This window comes from Mycobacterium sp. NGS24, from assembly GCF_059813065.1.
This window is the reverse complement of sequence record NZ_JCALDW010000010.1, coordinates 105,514-120,748: the sequence shown is the minus strand read 5'-3', so window position 1 is coordinate 120,748 and position 15,235 is coordinate 105,514. Positions and strand designations below refer to the sequence as shown.

At 67.9% G+C, this 15,235-nt stretch carries 17 protein-coding genes; 11 read left to right on the top strand and 6 right to left on the bottom strand.

What is annotated here, in order from left to right; translation table 11 throughout:
- Positions 1 to 2: 2 nt before the first annotated feature.
- A complete protein-coding gene (locus tag AC5Y6Y_RS15225; RefSeq protein WP_473140088.1) occupies positions 3 to 824 on the bottom strand; it encodes a mycofactocin-coupled SDR family oxidoreductase in 822 nt (273 codons plus the stop codon).
- Positions 821 to 1,135, bottom strand: a complete 315-nt coding sequence (locus tag AC5Y6Y_RS15220; protein WP_463826928.1) for a putative quinol monooxygenase — start codon at positions 1,133 to 1,135, stop codon at positions 821 to 823. Before AC5Y6Y_RS15220 ends, AC5Y6Y_RS15225 begins: the two co-directional genes overlap by 4 nt.
- A gap of 178 nt (positions 1,136 to 1,313) precedes the next feature.
- Here AC5Y6Y_RS15220 and AC5Y6Y_RS15215 point away from each other — a divergent pair, with 178 nt between their 5' ends.
- Complete coding sequence (locus tag AC5Y6Y_RS15215) at positions 1,314 to 3,842, top strand: FtsK/SpoIIIE family DNA translocase (RefSeq protein WP_473140072.1); 2,529 nt, start codon at positions 1,314 to 1,316, stop codon at positions 3,840 to 3,842.
- A 13-nt stretch (positions 3,843 to 3,855) separates the two neighbouring features.
- Here AC5Y6Y_RS15215 and AC5Y6Y_RS15210 read toward each other — a convergent pair whose 3' ends face one another.
- Entirely contained in the window at positions 3,856 to 4,380 is a 525-nt protein-coding gene (locus tag AC5Y6Y_RS15210; protein WP_463826926.1) for an amino-acid N-acetyltransferase, read from the bottom strand.
- A gap of 58 nt (positions 4,381 to 4,438) precedes the next feature.
- Here AC5Y6Y_RS15210 and pgsA point away from each other — a divergent pair, with 58 nt between their 5' ends.
- From pgsA to pspM, 4 genes are all read left to right on the top strand, one after another.
- Complete coding sequence (pgsA, locus tag AC5Y6Y_RS15205; protein WP_463826925.1) at positions 4,439 to 5,035, top strand: CDP-diacylglycerol--glycerol-3-phosphate 3-phosphatidyltransferase; 597 nt, start codon at positions 4,439 to 4,441, stop codon at positions 5,033 to 5,035.
- A gap of 95 nt (positions 5,036 to 5,130) precedes the next feature.
- Positions 5,131 to 5,451 (top strand): transcriptional regulator ClgR, encoded by a 321-nt coding sequence (gene clgR, locus AC5Y6Y_RS15200; RefSeq protein ID WP_463827168.1) that lies wholly within the window; start codon positions 5,131 to 5,133, stop codon positions 5,449 to 5,451.
- 111 nt (positions 5,452 to 5,562) lie between these two features.
- Positions 5,563 to 6,384 (top strand): phage shock protein PspA, encoded by an 822-nt coding sequence (gene pspA, locus AC5Y6Y_RS15195; protein ID WP_463826924.1) that lies wholly within the window; start codon positions 5,563 to 5,565, stop codon positions 6,382 to 6,384.
- A 12-nt stretch (positions 6,385 to 6,396) separates the two neighbouring features.
- Positions 6,397 to 7,221 carry a phage shock envelope stress response protein PspM gene (gene pspM / locus AC5Y6Y_RS15190; RefSeq protein WP_463826923.1) on the top strand — a complete coding sequence of 275 codons (825 nt, stop codon included), beginning with the start codon at positions 6,397 to 6,399 and terminating at the stop codon, positions 7,219 to 7,221.
- Between the two features lie 7 nt (positions 7,222 to 7,228).
- Here the strand turns inward: pspM and AC5Y6Y_RS15185 are convergent, their stop codons facing one another.
- The gene (locus AC5Y6Y_RS15185) at positions 7,229 to 7,675 is read right to left on the bottom strand and encodes a limonene-1,2-epoxide hydrolase family protein (RefSeq protein ID WP_463826922.1); all 447 of its coding nucleotides are present in this window, start codon (positions 7,673 to 7,675) and stop codon (positions 7,229 to 7,231) included.
- Positions 7,676 to 7,718: 43 nt separating this feature from the next.
- Here AC5Y6Y_RS15185 and AC5Y6Y_RS15180 point away from each other — a divergent pair, with 43 nt between their 5' ends.
- Both AC5Y6Y_RS15180 and AC5Y6Y_RS15175 read left to right on the top strand, forming a co-directional pair.
- The gene (locus AC5Y6Y_RS15180) at positions 7,719 to 8,879 is read left to right on the top strand and encodes a glycosyltransferase (RefSeq protein WP_463826921.1); all 1,161 of its coding nucleotides are present in this window, start codon (positions 7,719 to 7,721) and stop codon (positions 8,877 to 8,879) included.
- Positions 8,880 to 8,900: 21 nt separating this feature from the next.
- Positions 8,901 to 9,095 (top strand): DUF3046 domain-containing protein, encoded by a 195-nt coding sequence (locus AC5Y6Y_RS15175; RefSeq protein WP_473140071.1) that lies wholly within the window; start codon positions 8,901 to 8,903, stop codon positions 9,093 to 9,095.
- A 139-nt stretch (positions 9,096 to 9,234) separates the two neighbouring features.
- Here AC5Y6Y_RS15175 and AC5Y6Y_RS15170 read toward each other — a convergent pair whose 3' ends face one another.
- Positions 9,235 to 9,879 carry a (2Fe-2S)-binding protein gene (locus tag AC5Y6Y_RS15170; protein WP_473140070.1) on the bottom strand — a complete coding sequence of 215 codons (645 nt, stop codon included), beginning with the start codon at positions 9,877 to 9,879 and terminating at the stop codon, positions 9,235 to 9,237.
- 179 nt (positions 9,880 to 10,058) lie between these two features.
- Between AC5Y6Y_RS15170 and recA the strand changes: the two genes are divergently transcribed.
- Genes recA through AC5Y6Y_RS15150 form a run of 4 tightly spaced genes read left to right on the top strand, consistent with a single transcriptional unit; the run spans position 10,059 to position 13,772 of the window.
- Positions 10,059 to 11,099: a recombinase RecA gene (gene recA / locus AC5Y6Y_RS15165; RefSeq protein ID WP_463826918.1), complete on the top strand. Its 1,041-nt coding sequence runs from the start codon at positions 10,059 to 10,061 to the stop codon at positions 11,097 to 11,099.
- A complete protein-coding gene (gene recX, locus AC5Y6Y_RS15160) occupies positions 11,065 to 11,583 on the top strand; it encodes a recombination regulator RecX (protein ID WP_473140069.1) in 519 nt (172 codons plus the stop codon). The genes recA and recX overlap by 35 nt, the downstream gene beginning before the upstream one ends.
- 54 nt (positions 11,584 to 11,637) lie before the next feature.
- Complete coding sequence (gene miaB, locus AC5Y6Y_RS15155; protein ID WP_473140068.1) at positions 11,638 to 13,161, top strand: tRNA (N6-isopentenyl adenosine(37)-C2)-methylthiotransferase MiaB; 1,524 nt, start codon at positions 11,638 to 11,640, stop codon at positions 13,159 to 13,161.
- A gap of 11 nt (positions 13,162 to 13,172) precedes the next feature.
- The gene (locus tag AC5Y6Y_RS15150; RefSeq protein WP_463826915.1) at positions 13,173 to 13,772 is read left to right on the top strand and encodes an Rv2732c family membrane protein; all 600 of its coding nucleotides are present in this window, start codon (positions 13,173 to 13,175) and stop codon (positions 13,770 to 13,772) included.
- Here AC5Y6Y_RS15150 and AC5Y6Y_RS15145 read toward each other — a convergent pair.
- Positions 13,769 to 15,145, bottom strand: coding sequence for a DUF349 domain-containing protein (locus tag AC5Y6Y_RS15145; RefSeq protein ID WP_473140087.1), 1,377 nt, complete (start codon positions 15,143 to 15,145; stop codon positions 13,769 to 13,771). The genes AC5Y6Y_RS15150 and AC5Y6Y_RS15145 overlap by 4 nt on opposite strands.
- Positions 15,146 to 15,235: the final 90 nt, after the last annotated feature.

Below are 15,235 nucleotides of genomic sequence, written 5' to 3'. Positions count from 1 at the left end.
GCCTACCTCTTATTGACGCAGCCCGCATCCACCGGCATGGCAATGCCGGTGATGTAGCGAGCCTGGTCAGATACCAGCCACGCCACGGCGTTGGCGATGTCTTCGGGCTGCATGATCTGCACGGGAAGCGCATTGCCGGCGCCCGCAGCAAATCCGGACGAAGCCATATCCGCCAGCCACTTCAGGGTGAACTCGTTGTTGATCATCGGCGTTTCTACCCCGCTCGGATGGATCGAATTCACTCGAATATTGTGCGGGGCAAGCAGATTGGCATACACCCGCATCAAACCGACCAGCCCGTGTTTGGCGGCCGCGTAGCCGATCGCGCCGGCGTCGGCGCTGGCCACGCCGATCAGACCCGCCGACGAACTGATCAACACGATCGACCCGCCGTCTTCCCGCATTTTCAGCGCCGGTATCGCGACCTCGATCGTGTAGTACACGCCGGTCAGGTTGACGTCGATGACGTCGCGCCACCCGTCGTCGCCGGACTGCATCGGGGCGATACCGGCGTTGGCGACGACGATGTCGAGCCGGCCGAAGCGGTCGATGCCGGCCTGCAATGCGGCCTGCAGCGCGGCTCGGTCCCGGACATCGGCCTGCTGTGCCACGATTCCGGCGCCGGTGTCTTCGACCAACTGGGCAGTGGTCGCCAATTCTTCGGCGGAACCCAGCGGATAGCGGACGCTGTCGATCTGATCGCACAGGTCGACAGCGATGATGTCTGCGCCGTCAGCGGCCAGTCGCACCGCATGGGCGCGGCCCTGGCCACGTGCGGCGCCGGTGATGAAGGCAACTCGGCCCTCCAGCGGGCGGGGCATCAGGCGCGGATTTGCCCTTTATCGGGGTCGCCGGCCGGAACGGGCTGCAACATCTTGATGTCGGGCGCTCCGGCCAGGTGCTCGCCCGCGGCGCTGAACATCTTGCCGATGGCGGGTGACGTGCTGTGCGTCTTGAGGGCTTCCTCATCGGCCCACTGCTCCACGAACACGAAGGTCTCGCCAGTCTGGTGCAGCGAGTACAACTGGCAGCCGGGTTCGTCGTGCACCTCGCCGACCGCGGTGGTGAGGATCTCGCGGACGGTGTCGACCGATTCGGGCTTGACGGTGAGGGTGGCGACGACGACGACGGGCATGCTTGGGGACTCCTGACGACTCTGGCGGGATGTGACGGGTGCAACTCGGCGACCGATTGTCACCCTACTCAGCCCGCCTGGTCACGAAACGGGGCACAGCTGCAGGGCAGCCAGAGATGCTTTTGTTACTAGTGTGGCGGTTGGTGCAGATGAGACTTTTGCGACTAGGCTTGCGGGCATGGCTAGTAAGACCGCGGCCCGCTCCGGAGCCCGAACGACCAGGTCAAAGGCGGCTTCCGGGGCTGGTGCGCGAAACGCCCGGTCGGGCGCACCGTCCCAAGCGCCCAGGAAGCGTCCGAACAAGCCGGTCAAGCGGGCGACCAGGCCGGCGCGGCGCCGTAACCGGCCGCTGCTGGTCTCGGCGGGGCTCACTTGCGGCCGGGCGGCACGCGCGTCCTGGATGATGGCCGCCAGGGGCACCGGGAGCGCGGCGCGTTCGATCGGCCAAGCGCGCCATATCGAGCCCGGACATCGTCGCGACGGCATCGCGCTCGCGCTGTTCGCGGTCGCCGTAATCGTCGCCGCCAGTTCGTGGTTCGGCGCCGCCCGGCCGGTTGGCGCGTGGGTGGACGCGGGGCTGCGGATGTTCATCGGTTCGGCGGTGCTGCTCCTGCCGCTGGTCGCCGCCGCCGTGGCGATCGTGCTGATGCGCACGGCGCCCGACCCCGATGCGCGGCCCCGCCTCATTCTCGGCTCGAGCATGATCACCCTGTCGTTCCTGGGATTGCGACACCTGTGGTCAGGATCGCCCGAGCTTCCCGAGATGCGCAGGCGGGCAGCGGGATTCGTCGGGTTCGCCATCGGTGGCCCGCTCTCCGATGGCCTGACGCCGTGGATCGCGGCGCCGCTGCTGTTCATCGGTGCCCTGTTCGGACTGTTGCTGCTGACCGGCATCACCATGCGTGAAGTACCCGATGCGCTCCGAAACATGTTCGGTACCCGGCTGTTTCACCGCGACTACGACGAGTACGACGACGAGGACGACCAGGACTTCGCCGGGGACGACGCCGACACCGAGGAAGTCACACCGGCCGAGGACTTCTCCGACGGCTATTACGACCAGTCGATCGATGACGTGCCGAGGGCGTGGCCGTCAGCCAAGGAACCGGTACCGGCCGAGCCGGTCGCCGACGACACGCCGACCGTTCCGGAACCCCGCCGGAAAAGTGCCAAGGCCGCGAAACGCGACACCGAGGTACTGGACCGGGTTGTCGAGGGCCCCTACACCCTGCCGTCGCTCGAGCTGCTCGTGGCCGGCGACCCGCCGAAAAAACGCAGTGCCGCCAACACGCACATGTCCGACGCCATCGGGGACGTGCTGACCCAGTTCAAGGTCGACGCAGCCGTCACCGGCTGCACCCGCGGTCCCACCGTCACCCGCTACGAGGTCGAACTGGGCCCCGGGGTCAAGGTGGAGAAGATCACCGCACTGCAGAAGAACATCGCCTACGCGGTGGCCACCGAAAGCGTCCGCATGCTGGCCCCGATCCCCGGCAAGTCCGCGGTCGGCATCGAGGTGCCCAACACCGACCGCGAAATGGTGCGCCTGTCCGACGTCCTGACCGCACCGTCGACCCGGCGTGACCACCACCCGCTGGTGATCGGGCTGGGCAAGGACATCGAAGGTGACTTCATCTCGGCCAACCTGGCCAAGATGCCGCACCTGCTGGTCGCCGGGTCCACCGGATCGGGCAAGTCCAGCTTCGTCAACTCGATGTTGGTCTCGCTGCTGACCCGGGCCACCCCGGAAGAAGTCAGGATGATCCTGATCGACCCGAAGATGGTGGAGCTGACGCCCTACGAAGGCATTCCGCACCTGATCACCCCGATCATCACCCAGCCGAAGAAGGCGGCGGCGGCGTTGGCGTGGCTGGTCGAGGAGATGGAGCAGCGCTACCAGGACATGCAGGCGTCCCGGGTGCGCCACATCGACGACTTCAACGCCAAGGTGCGTTCCGGTGCGATCACCACCCCACTGGGCAGCCAGCGGGAGTACCGGCCCTACCCCTACGTGCTGGCGATCGTCGACGAGCTGGCCGACCTGATGATGACCGCACCACGCGACGTGGAGGACGCGATCGTGCGGATCACCCAGAAGGCGCGCGCGGCCGGCATCCACCTGGTGCTGGCCACCCAGCGCCCGTCCGTCGACGTCGTCACGGGGCTGATCAAGACCAACGTGCCGTCGCGGCTGGCGTTCGCCACCTCCTCACTGACCGACAGCCGGGTGATCCTGGACCAGGCCGGCGCCGAGAAACTCATCGGCATGGGCGACGGGTTGTTCCTGCCCATGGGTGCGAGCAAACCGGTGCGCCTGCAGGGCGCCTACATCAGCGACGAAGAGATCCAAGCCGTCGTCGCAGCCTGCAAGGACCAGGCCGAACCCGAATACACCGAGGGCGTTACCGCCGCCAAGTCCACCGGCGAACGCACCGACGTGGACCCCGACATCGGCGACGACATGGACGTGTTCCTGCAGGCCGTGGAGCTGGTGGTATCCAGCCAGTTCGGCTCGACGTCCATGCTGCAGCGCAAGCTGCGGGTCGGCTTCGCCAAGGCCGGCCGGCTGATGGACCTGATGGAGACCCGCGGCATCGTCGGGCCGTCCGAGGGGTCCAAGGCGCGCGAGGTGCTGGTCAAGCCCGACGAGCTGGCCGGCACGCTGGCCTTGATCCGGGGCGGCAGCAACGCCGACGGATCCGAATAGGCCGCTCGCGCGCCTACAAGACCAGCAGCATGCGGGAGTTCCCCAGCGTGTTGGGTTTGACGTAGCTCAGGTCGAGGAACTCGGCGACACCGATGTCATAAGAGCGGCACATCTCCTCGAATACCTCGGCGGTGACCGGAGTGCCCTCGATCTCGGTAAATCCGTGCCGGCTGAAGAATTCGGTCTCGAAGGTCAGCACGAAGAGTCGCCGCAACTCCAGCTCGCGCGCGACTTCCAGAAGCTGCGCGACGATCGCGTGCCCGATGCCGTGGCCGGTCAGCGCGGGATCGACCGCCACGGTCCGGATTTCGCCGAGGTCGGACCACAGCACATGCAATGCTCCGCAGCCCACGACCTTGCCGGAACCGTCAGGGTGTTCGGCGACCCAGAATTCCTGGACGGCCTCATAGAGCGTGACGAGATTCTTTTCCAGCAGGATGCGTCCGGAATAAGTGTCGACGAGTTGTTTGATCGCGGGCACATCGGACGTGCGCGCGCGCCGCACCACCGGCCCAGAATCCGGTCGACTTTCGTTCACGCCGCCACAGTATCGACGTCGAGGTTCGCTTGAGCTGGTCAACAGCTATTCTGTTGCCGTGTCGGGGCAGCCGGAAACCGGTGAGATAGCTGGTCCTGCCAGCATTGCCAACCTGGCCAATGTGCTCACGCTGCTCCGCCTGGTATTGGTCCCGATCTTCTTGTACGCCTTGTTCTACGGCGACGGTCACCACACCTACGCGCGGATCGTCGCGTGGGCGATTTTCGCCGTCGCCTGCATCACCGATCGGTTTGACGGCCAGCTGGCCCGCAATTACGGGATGGCGACGGAATTCGGCGCCTTCATCGATCCGATCGCGGACAAGACCCTGATCGGCGCGGCGCTGATCGGTCTGTCGATGCTGGGCGAGCTGCCATGGTGGATCACCGTGCTGATCATGAGCCGTGAAATCGCGATCACCGTGTTGCGGCTGGCCGTCATCCGGCGTGGGGTCATTCCCGCCAGCTGGGGCGGCAAGGTGAAAACACTGGTCCAAGCGGTGGCGATCGGATTGTTCGTCCTGCCGTTGTCAGGTTTCCTGCACACGGCGGCGCAGGTGGTGATGGGACTGGCGATCCTGTTGACGGTGGTGACCGGCATCGACTACGTGGCTTCGACGGTCCGCGAAATCCGGCACACCAAACCCGCAGCCTAGATTTCAGCGCGTCGCCGGGAACCATCGCCGCCCGCAGCTGCGTTGACCTGAAGTCCCATGTTTTTTGGGGGATCCGGCGGATGAAGGAGAGCGCAATGGCGGCACTGGTGCGCGAGGTCATTGGCGACGTGCTGCGGGGAGCCCGGACGGCACAGGGCCGCACGCTGCGCGAGGTGTCCGATTCGGCGCGGGTCAGCCTCGGGTATCTCTCCGAAGTCGAACGCGGCCGCAAAGAGCCGTCCAGCGAACTGCTGACCGCGATCTGTGAAGCGCTGCAGGTCCCGCTGTCGCAAGTCCTCATCGACGCCGGCGAGCGGCTGGCTGGTGAGGACCGTGCCGCCCGCAGCGCGATTCCGGGCATCGACGCCGGCACCAAGGTGGTCATTCCGCCGGTTGCCCGGCTGGCCGTGGCCTGAGTGCTGCAGCGGCACTGAGGGTGGGGCTGAGCGCGCTCACCTACTAAGTTGAGCGGCAAGGGTAGCGTTGCGGCCCAACCGGCACACAAGAAGCGAAGGCGGAGCTCACCGATGGCCAATCCGTTCGTCAAAGCGTGGAAATACGTCATGGCGTTGTTCAACTCCAAGATCGACGAGCACGCCGACCCCAAGGTGCAGATTCAGCAGGCCATCGAGGAGGCCCAGCGCACCCACCAGGCGCTGACCCAGCAGGCCGCGCAGGTGATCGGCAATCAGCGCCAGCTGGAGATGCGGTTGAACCGGCAGCTGGCGGACATCGAGAAGCTGCAGGTCAACGTGCGTCAGGCGCTGACCCTGGCGGACCAGGCCGTCGCCAGCGGAGATGCCGCCAAGGCGACCGAGTACAACAACGCGGCAGAGGCGTTCGCTGCCCAGCTGGTCACCGCCGAGCAGAGCGTCGAGGACCTCAAGACCCTGCACGACCAAGCCCTGCAGGCGGCCGGACAGGCCAAGAAGGCCGTCGAACGCAACGCGATGGTGCTGCAGCAGAAGATCGCCGAACGCACCAAGCTGCTCAGCCAGCTCGAGCAGGCCAAGATGCAGGAGCAGGTGAGCGCGTCGCTGCGCTCGATGAGCGATCTCGCCGCGCCGGGCAACACCCCGAGCCTCGACGAGGTCCGCGACAAGATCGAGCGGCGCTACGCCAACGCGGTCGGTTCGGCCGAACTGGCGCAGAGCTCGGTGCAGGGCCGGATGCTCGAGGTCGAGCAGGCGGGCGTCCAGATGGCCGGGCATTCCCGGCTGGAGCAGATCCGCGCCTCGATGCGCGGCGATGCGCTGCCGGCCGGCGGCGCGGCCGCGCCGGGGATCAACACCACCAAGCCGGTGACCGAGACCGGCGGCGCGGTTCCCGAGAAACCCTTCGGCCAGTAGGAGAGTGGACTGATGGTGGCGAGGTCGAATCAGCGCGGGTTGTGGCGGGGATTGCTGCAGCGTGGATTCGACACCCTCGCCGACGCGACCGACCTGCTGGCCAGAAAGGTCACCGCCATCTCCGACCCCCGCGCGCGCCAGCTGCGGCGGCGTCGACGCGCGCTGCGCTGGGCCTGGATCTTCACCGCCGGAGTGGCGTTCTGGGGGCTGGTGACCGCGGTGCTGGCGGCGTGGGGCTGGTTTGCGCTGCTGCTGCAGATCACCGGCGCCGTGGCGGTGCTGATGGTGATTCCGGCGACGCTGCTGTTCTTCCGCTACCGATGGTTGAAAGCCGAGCCCCTTCCCGCGCAGCGACCGGCCGGCGTGCGACGACTGCCGCCGTCCGGTTCGGCGGCGCGCCCGGCGATGTATGCGCTGGGTGCCTCCGAACGGGGATTCTTCTCGCTGCTCGGGGTGATCGAGCGCGGCGCAATGCTGCCGGCCGAGGAAATCGGGGACCTGACCGACGCGGCGAAACGTAGCTCGGCGGCAATGGCGGCCACCGCGGCCGAGGTGGTGTCGATGGAACGCGCCGCGCATTCGTCGGCGTCCTCGCGCTCATACCTGGTGCCGACCATCAACGCCTATACCGCACAGCTGGGCGCCGGTGTCCGCCAATACAACGAGATGGTGACCGCGGCGGCGCATCTGGTCTCGTCGGCCAACGGCGACAACGGCGGCGGCGTGGTGATGCTCACCCAGCAGCGATACCGCGACGAGCTCGTCGGCGCCACCGACCGGTTACTCGGGTGGGCGCAGGCTTTCGACGAACTCGGCGGTCTCAGAAAGGCCCAGTAGGGACCTCTTACAGCGTTTTGCGCAGGGACGGGATGACGACTCCGACCAGCCCGCGCACGATCGCCTTGAGGAAGTCGAAGCTGTCGAAATAGTCCCGCCACAGCGTGATCCGGCCGTCGTGCACCTCGAAGATCCCGCACACCCAGAATTGCAGCCGCAGCGGACCGAAGATCAGCGCGTCGGTGCGCTCGGTGAGTACCGCGTTTCCGTCTGCCGCCACCCGGTGGAACTTCACCTCGAAGCCGATCCGGCCTTGCATCTTGCGGAACATCTTGCCCACTGTGCGTCCGCCGCGGATCTTTGAGTAGCCGACGTTCTCGTAGAGCAGGTCGTCGGCCAGGGCGGCCTCCGCAGTGTCGAAATCCTCATCCTGCAGGGCGTACAGAAATCCCTCCACTGTGCGGATGTTGTCGTCTGTCCGGGTCTTGTCGTCCGTCTGAGTCAGCTCAGTCATGGTTGCCAGCCTAGGCGAGTGCCGCTGTGGCAGGGTAGGGCCGATGCGCGTCGCCGTGGTCGCCGGGCCGGACCCCGGACACTCGTTTCCCGCGATCGCGCTGTGCCAACGCTTCCTGGCCGCCGGTGACACACCCACGTTGTTCACCGGGGTGGAATGGCTGGAAGCGGCCCGCAACGTCGGCGTCGACGCTGTCGAGTTGGACGGGTTGACGGCCACCGACGAGGATGTCGACGCCGGAGCCAGAATTCATCGCCGAGCTGCGCGGATGGCGGTGCTGATCGCGCCGACGTTGCGTCAGCTGGGGCCGGATCTAGTGGTTTCCGACGTCATCACCTCCGGAGGCGGGCTGGCCGCCGAACTGCTCGGGATTCCCTGGGTCGAGCTGTGTCCGCATCCGCTGTACCTGCCGTCCAGAGGACTGCCGCCGATCGGCAGCGGACTGGCGCCTGGGGTGGGGCTGCGCGGCCGCCTGCGCGACACCGTGATGCGGCAGCTGACGGCCCGTTCCGTGCGGGCGGGTCTGCGTCAACGCGCCGCGGTTCGGGTCGACATCGGGTTGCCGGCGCGCGATCCCGGCCCGGTGCGGCGGCTCATCGCCACGCTGCCCGCCCTGGAAGTACCGCGCCCGGACTGGCCGGCCGAGGCCGTCGTGGTGGGGCCGTTGCACTTCGAGCCGACCGACCAGGTGCTAGACGTCCCGCCGGGGCCGGGACCGGTGGTGATGATCGCGCCGTCGACCGCGGCCACCGGCACCGTCGGGCTGGCGGAGCTGGCGCTGGAATGCCTGAAACCGGGGGAGACGCTGCCGTCCGGTGCCCGGCTGGCGGTGTCGCGGCTCGGCGGCGACGAGCTGACGGTGCCACCGTGGGCGGTGGTGGGGTTGGGGCGCCAGGACGAACTGCTGACGCATGCCGATGTGGTGATCGGCGGCGGTGGTCACGGATTGGTGGCCAAGACGCTGTTGGCCGGGGTGCCGCTGGTGGTGGTGCCGGGCGGTGGCGATCAGTGGGAGATGGCCAATCGGGTGGTGCGCCAGGGCAGTGGTGAACTGATTCGTCCCCTGACCGCCGAATCGCTGGTGGCCGCGGTGGGCAAGGTGCTGTCCTCGCCCGGGTATCGCGCGGCAGCCCAGCGGGCCGCCGGCAGCGTTGCCGGGGTGGCCGATCCGGTGCGGGTGTGCCGGGAAGCTTTGGCCGGGTGACTGGCTGGGTATTTTGGCTGCGTGCGGCTGACGGAGTTCAACGAGCGGGTGGTGCTGCGCTTCGGTGCGGCTTATGGGTCGTCGGTGCTGGCTGATCACGTGCTGAGTGGTTTCGGTGGCCGGACCGCCGGGCAGGCGATCGAGGACGGCGTCGAGCCGCGCGACGTGTGGCGGGCGTTGTGCGCCGACTTCGACGTGCCCCGCGACCAGTGGTGATCGTCTCGCCCTTGGCGTCGAGGCTGTGGTGGCGCCGAGCCTGTACTGGTGGCGTCGAGCCTGTACTGAGGACGCCGGTTGGCCGAAAATCCCGCCGCCAGTACAGGCTCGTTGCGCTGCGCACCGCAGTCCCGATGGACTAGATGCCGCAGTCGCCGCACTTCCCGCCGCCGGGCAGGCGGTAGTAGAGGCAACAGCTGTTGCGCCGGAAGCCCAGGTTGTCGCTGATCTGGCCTGCTCCGACCAGTGCGCCAGTGTCCAACAGCTCACCAGTGGTACGCGCGATCGTGTCGCGCAGGTCTGGCCGCGCCGCGAGCAGCATGCGGGCGGTGCCGGTGAGCGCGGATGCGATGTTGCCGTAGAGCAGGCCGGGCGCCAGGTTGATGTCCAGTCCGGCCGCGAACCGCTCCATGTGGTCCTGCACGACGACGCGATACAGGAGTTCCGGGGACGGCGCGACGGGTTCGCCGGCGGGGGCGGGCAGCCGTAACTGTGCGCCGTCGTCGGCTCGCTGCAGGTCGCTCAGGTCGGGCAGGACGCCGTGGGCGAGTACGCAGGCCAGCACCGGGGACCACAGCCGGGCGGCGTGGCCGAGCTGCACCAGGGAAGCACCGATGCGCGGCTCGGAGCTGGCCAGGCGGGCGTTGGTGGCGTCGATCAGGTCGGCGAAGCCGTCGGCATAGGACGCGGTCACCGGATGCCATCCCGCCGGGTCGCCGCCCACTGTGACTGCGAAAAAACCGCCATACGCGGAGATTTCGACGAGCGGTGCGGAGATGTCCATGTGTCTTTGCGGGTGTCTTTCCGGCGATATTGCCATACACCGCGTGTCGAACTTGAGTCGAACAGGTGTTCGGCTACTGTGGGTGACATTCGGTGATCTCGACTTGTCGGTGGCCTTCTCTAGTGTCACAGCCAACCGACCGATCCCGGTCACCGAACACCGACTACAGGAGAGGCACCATGGCACAAGCCCCTGACCGCGAGAAGGCTCTCGAACTGGCGATGGCCCAGATCGAGAAGAGTTACGGCAAAGGCTCGGTGATGCGCCTCGGTGACGAGGTGCGCCAGCCGATATCGGTGATTCCCACCGGATCCATCGCGCTGGACGTCGCACTGGGCATCGGCGGGTTGCCGCGTGGCCGGGTCATCGAGATCTATGGCCCGGAATCCTCGGGTAAGACCACTGTGGCGCTGCACGCGGTGGCCAACGCCCAGGCCGCCGGGGGTGTCGCGGCGTTCATCGACGCCGAACACGCGCTGGATCCGGATTACGCCAAGAAACTCGGCGTCGACACCGATTCCCTGCTGGTCAGCCAGCCGGACACCGGTGAGCAGGCCCTCGAGATCGCCGACATGCTGATCCGTTCGGGCGCGCTGGACATCGTGGTCATCGACTCGGTGGCGGCCCTGGTTCCACGCGCCGAGCTCGAGGGCGAGATGGGCGACAGTCACGTCGGACTGCAGGCCCGGCTGATGAGCCAAGCGCTGCGGAAAATGACTGGCGCACTGAATAATTCGGGCACTACCGCGATCTTCATCAACCAGTTGCGGGAAAAGATCGGAGTGATGTTCGGCAGTCCAGAGACCACCACCGGCGGTAAGGCGCTGAAGTTCTACGCGTCGGTGCGGATGGACGTGCGTCGGATCGAGACGCTCAAGGACGGGACCAACGCGGTCGGCAACCGCACCCGGGTCAAGGTCGTCAAGAACAAGGTGTCGCCGCCGTTCAAGCAGGCCGAGTTCGACATTCTCTACGGCCGGGGAATCAGCCGGGAAGGCTCGCTGATCGACATGGGTGTTGATCAGGGCTTCATCCGCAAGTCCGGCTCCTGGTTCACCTACGAGGGCGAACAGCTTGGCCAGGGCAAGGAAAACGCCCGCACCTTCTTGTTGGAGAACGCCGAAGTGGCCAACGAGATCGAGAAGAAGATCAAGGAAAAACTCGGCATTGGCGCAGTGGTGACTGATGACGGCGTCCTGCCCGCCCCCGTCGACTTCTGAGCGTCGCGATGAGCAGGCGCGGGCGCTGTGCCTGCGCCTGCTCACCGCACGGGCGCGCACCCGGGCCGAATTGGCCGGGAAGCTGGCCCAAAAGGGCTATCCCGACGATGTCAGCAAACGGGTTCTGGATCGGTTGGCTGCCGTCGGGCTAGTGGACGACGAGGATTTCGCCGAGCAGTGGGTGCGGTCGCGGCGGGCGAACGCGGGCAAGAGCAAGCGCGCGCTGGCTGCCGAGTTGCACACCCGAGGGGTGGACAACGAGGTGATCAGCACCGTGCTGGCCGGGATCGATGCCAGCTCTGAGCGGGCCCGAGCCGAGCAACTGGTGCGCACTCGCCTGCGCCGGGAGGAGCTGGGCGAAGACGACACCAAGGTGACGCGCAGGTTGATCGCGATCCTGGCCCGGCGCGGGTACAGCCAGGCGGTGGCGTGCGAGGTGGTGTTGGGCGAGATGGCTGCGGAACGGGAGCGGCGCCAGGTGTAGGGGTGAAGACGGCCGACACGGCACCGGCGTGCCGACCGCCAGTACCATGGCCCAGTGACTTCGACGGTGGCTCCGGACGTGGCGGGCGACGCTGCGCCGCTGTCGGCGCGCACTTACCAGGTCCGCACCTACGGCTGCCAGATGAACGTCCACGACTCCGAACGCCTGGCGGGCCTGCTGGAGGCGGCCGGCTACCGGCGCGCAGCAGACGGGACCGATGCCGACATCGTCGTGTTCAACACCTGCGCCGTCCGGGAGAACGCCGACAACAAGCTCTACGGCAACCTCAGCCACCTCGCCCCGCGCAAGCGCAGCAACCCCGACATGCAGATCGCGGTCGGCGGCTGTCTGGCCCAGAAGGACCGCGACCTGGTGCTTCGCCGGGCACCGTGGGTCGATGTCGTCTTCGGCACCCACAACATCGGCTCGCTGCCCACGTTGCTGGAACGGGCCCGGCACAACAACGCCGCCCAGGTGGAGATCGCCGAGGCCCTGCAGGAGTTTCCGTCGTCGCTGCCCAGCGCCCGCGAATCCGCTTATGCCGCTTGGGTTTCCATCTCCGTCGGGTGCAACAACAGTTGCACGTTCTGCATCGTCCCGTCGTTGCGGGGCAAGGAAGTCGACCGCAGCCCGGCCGACATCCTGGCCGAGGTGCGGTCGCTGGTGGACACCGGCGTGCTCGAAATCACGCTGCTGGGCCAGAACGTGAATGCCTACGGCGTTTCGTTCGCCGATCCCGCACTACCCCGCAACCGCGGCGCTTTCGCCGACCTGTTGCGGGCCTGCGGCCACATCGACGGTCTGGAACGCGTCCGGTTCACCTCGCCGCACCCGGCCGAGTTCACCGACGACGTGATCGAGGCGATGGCGCAGACGCCGAACGTCTGCCCGGCGCTGCACATGCCGCTGCAGTCCGGGTCGGACCGCGTCCTGCGGGCGATGCGTCGGTCCTACCGCGCCGAGCGCTACCTGGGCATCATCGAACGCGTCCGAGCGGCCATGCCGCACGCGGCCATCACCACCGACCTGATCGTGGGTTTTCCCGGTGAGACCGAGGAGGACTTCGCGGCCACCCTCGACGTGGTGCGGCAGGCGCGCTTTGCGGCCGCGTTCACTTTTCAGTACTCCCAGCGCCCCGGCACGCCGGCCGCGGCGCTCGCCGACCAGCTGCCCAAAGCCGTGGTGCAGGAGCGGTACGAGCGGCTCGTCGAACTGCAGGAACGCATCTCTCTCGAGCACAACCGGGCGCTGGTCGGCCAGCCGGTCGAGTTGCTGGTCGCCACCGGTGAGGGGCGCAAGGACGCCAGCACTGCGCGCATGAGTGGCCGCGCCCGCGACGGGCGACTGGTGCATTTCGCCGCCGGTGACGCGCGGATCCGTCCCGGCGACATCATCATCGTGCAAGTCACCGACGCCGCACCGCATCACCTCATCGCCGACGCCGGCATCTTGACCCACCGCCGTACCCGGGCCGGCGACGCGCACGCCGCCGGCCAGGGCCGTCGCGGCGTCGGTCTGGGGATGCCCGCCGTCGGGCAGCCCGCCGCCGCAACCCAGCCAATCGGGTGCGGCGGATAGGCTCGGAAGGCATGAGCAGAAAAGCGGACGGCGCGGATTTCGACGCCTACCGGTCCGAGATCGAGGCGGCTGAACGGCGCGTCGCCCGTGAAATCGACCCCGGCGCGCGAGCTTTGGCCGTGGCGATCCTGGTTTTCGTGCTGTTGGGGTCGTTCGTGCTGCCGCACACCGGCAGCGTGCGCGGCTGGGACATGCTGTTCAACACCCACGACGCACCGGGGGCCGCCGTGGCGCTGCCATTGCGGGTTTTCGTCTGGTTGACGCTGGTGTTCGGCGTCGGGTTTTCCATGCTGGCGTTGCTGACCCGGCGCTGGGCGGTGGCGTGGGTGGCGCTGGCCGGATCTGCACTGGCCAGCGGCACCGGATTGCTGGCCGTCTGGTCGCGGCAGACCGTGCCGGCCGGCCACCCCGGTCCGGGCGTCGGGTTGTTCGTCTCGTGGCTGACGGTGATCGTGCTGACGTTCCACTGGGCCCGGGTGGTGTGGCAGCGCACCGTGGTGCAGTTGGCCGCCGAGGAAGAACGTCGCCGCGTTGTGGCCCAACATCAATCCAAGACCCTGCTGGACGGCCTGCAGCCCGACGAGCCACCGGCCGACCCCGGCGACCGCTAGGACCGCCGGGTCAGCGCCTTCGCAGCCGCGTCCGCCCACTGCCGCCATTGTTCGGCGTTCGCTTTGGCTTCCTCGGCTTCCTTGGTCTTTCCGGCCGCCGCAGCCTTGGCGACCTGCTGTTCGTACTGCTCGGCGCGCGACCGGAACTGCTCGGCGCGCGCCTGAGCCTGCGGATCGGCGCGATTGGACTCACCGGCGTCGCGAACCTTCTTCTCCACCGCGCGCAGCCGTCGCTCCAAATCGGCGGACCGCTCCCGGGGCACCTTGCCGATCGCGTCCCACTTGTCTCCGATCGTGCGCAGCGCGGCCCGGGCGGCGTCCTGGTTGCTCGGGTCGATCTTCTCGGCTTCAGCCAGCAGCGCCTCTTTGGCCGCGGCGTTGGCGCGGAACTCCGCGTCCTTTTCCGCGGTGGCGGCATTGCGCGCTGTGAAGAACGAGTCCTGCGCGGCCTTGAAGCGGCGCCACAGGGCGTCGTCGACGTCTTTGCTGGCCCGGCCGGCCGTCTTCCATTCGGTCAGCAGCTTGCGGAACTCCGCGCTGGTGGTGCCCCAGTCCGTCGAATCCGACAACGCCTCGGCGCGTTCGCACAGCCGCTCCTTGGCCTGGCGCACCCCCGAACGCTCCCGGTCCAGTTCGGCGAAATGGGACCCGCGCCGCCGGTTGAACGTCTCGCGGGCCGCGGAGTAGCGCTTCCACAGCGCGTCGTCGACCTTGCGGTCGAGTCCGCTGATGGTCTTCCACTCGTCGAGGATGGCCCGCAGCCGGTCGCCGGCCACCTTCCAATGCGTGGAGTTCGCAGCCAGATCCTCGGCCTCGGCGGCCAGCGCCTCCTTGCGGGCGGTCTGCGCGGCCCGGTGCTCCTCGCGTCGGGAACGGTGCGCGGTGACATAGACGTCGATACGGGCCTGGATGTCGGACAACCGGCGTTCCAGCGCGTCGATGTCGCCCAGCACCGCCGCGGTCGGCAAGGTCGCGGCCAGCGCCGCGGCGTTGGCGTTGATCTTGCGCGGATCTCCCGTGCCCGACACCAACCGCTCTTCCATCAGGGTGACTTCGGTGCTGAGGTCGTCGAACCGCCGGCCGAAGTGGGCAAACGCCGCCTCGCGGTCGCCGGCCTGCCAGGATCCCACGACGCGCTCACCGGAGCCGGTGACCAGCCACACGGTGCCGTCGTCGTCGACGCGGCCGAATTTGTGCGGGTCACTGTGCGGGGCCTTGACCAGGTGAGCCGCCGACGGGCGGGGCCCGGGGCCGGGTACGCCGGGACGGGGGCCCGGTCCGGGGCGAGGCCCCGGACGAGGTGCGGGCACCGGCTTCGCGGTCGGATTGATCGACTCCGCGGAGTCATTGCTACCGGGCTGGTCACCCGTCATTGTGCTCGTCACCTGTCCTTCTCCGATCGCGCGGTCGACTTCCCGCGCAGCGGCCGCGCGCAGCGGCACCTCGACGGTCGGCAGTTCTGG

Excerpts from the sequence above, each read along its gene's own strand:
- pspA (WP_463826924.1), top strand. The coding sequence starts at position 5,563 with ATGGCCAATCCGTTCGTCAAAGCGTGGAAATACGTCATGGCGTTGTTC.
- clgR (WP_463827168.1), top strand. The coding sequence starts at position 5,131 with ATGGCGGCACTGGTGCGCGAGGTCATTGGCGACGTGCTGCGGGGAGCC.
- AC5Y6Y_RS15170 (WP_473140070.1), bottom strand. The coding sequence starts at position 9,879 with ATGGACATCTCCGCACCGCTCGTCGAAATCTCCGCGTATGGCGGTTTT.
- AC5Y6Y_RS15145 (WP_473140087.1), bottom strand. The coding sequence starts at position 15,145 with ATGACGGGTGACCAGCCCGGTAGCAATGACTCCGCGGAGTCGATCAAT.
- AC5Y6Y_RS15185 (WP_463826922.1), bottom strand. The coding sequence starts at position 7,675 with ATGACTGAGCTGACTCAGACGGACGACAAGACCCGGACAGACGACAAC.
- AC5Y6Y_RS15150 (WP_463826915.1), top strand. The coding sequence starts at position 13,173 with ATGAGCAGAAAAGCGGACGGCGCGGATTTCGACGCCTACCGGTCCGAG.
- AC5Y6Y_RS15180 (WP_463826921.1), top strand. The coding sequence starts at position 7,719 with ATGCGCGTCGCCGTGGTCGCCGGGCCGGACCCCGGACACTCGTTTCCC.
- recX (WP_473140069.1), top strand. The coding sequence starts at position 11,065 with ATGACGGCGTCCTGCCCGCCCCCGTCGACTTCTGAGCGTCGCGATGAG.
- recA (WP_463826918.1), top strand. The coding sequence starts at position 10,059 with ATGGCACAAGCCCCTGACCGCGAGAAGGCTCTCGAACTGGCGATGGCC.
- AC5Y6Y_RS15220 (WP_463826928.1), bottom strand. The coding sequence starts at position 1,135 with ATGCCCGTCGTCGTCGTCGCCACCCTCACCGTCAAGCCCGAATCGGTC.
- pspM (WP_463826923.1), top strand. The coding sequence starts at position 6,397 with ATGGTGGCGAGGTCGAATCAGCGCGGGTTGTGGCGGGGATTGCTGCAG.
- AC5Y6Y_RS15215 (WP_473140072.1), top strand. The coding sequence starts at position 1,314 with ATGGCTAGTAAGACCGCGGCCCGCTCCGGAGCCCGAACGACCAGGTCA.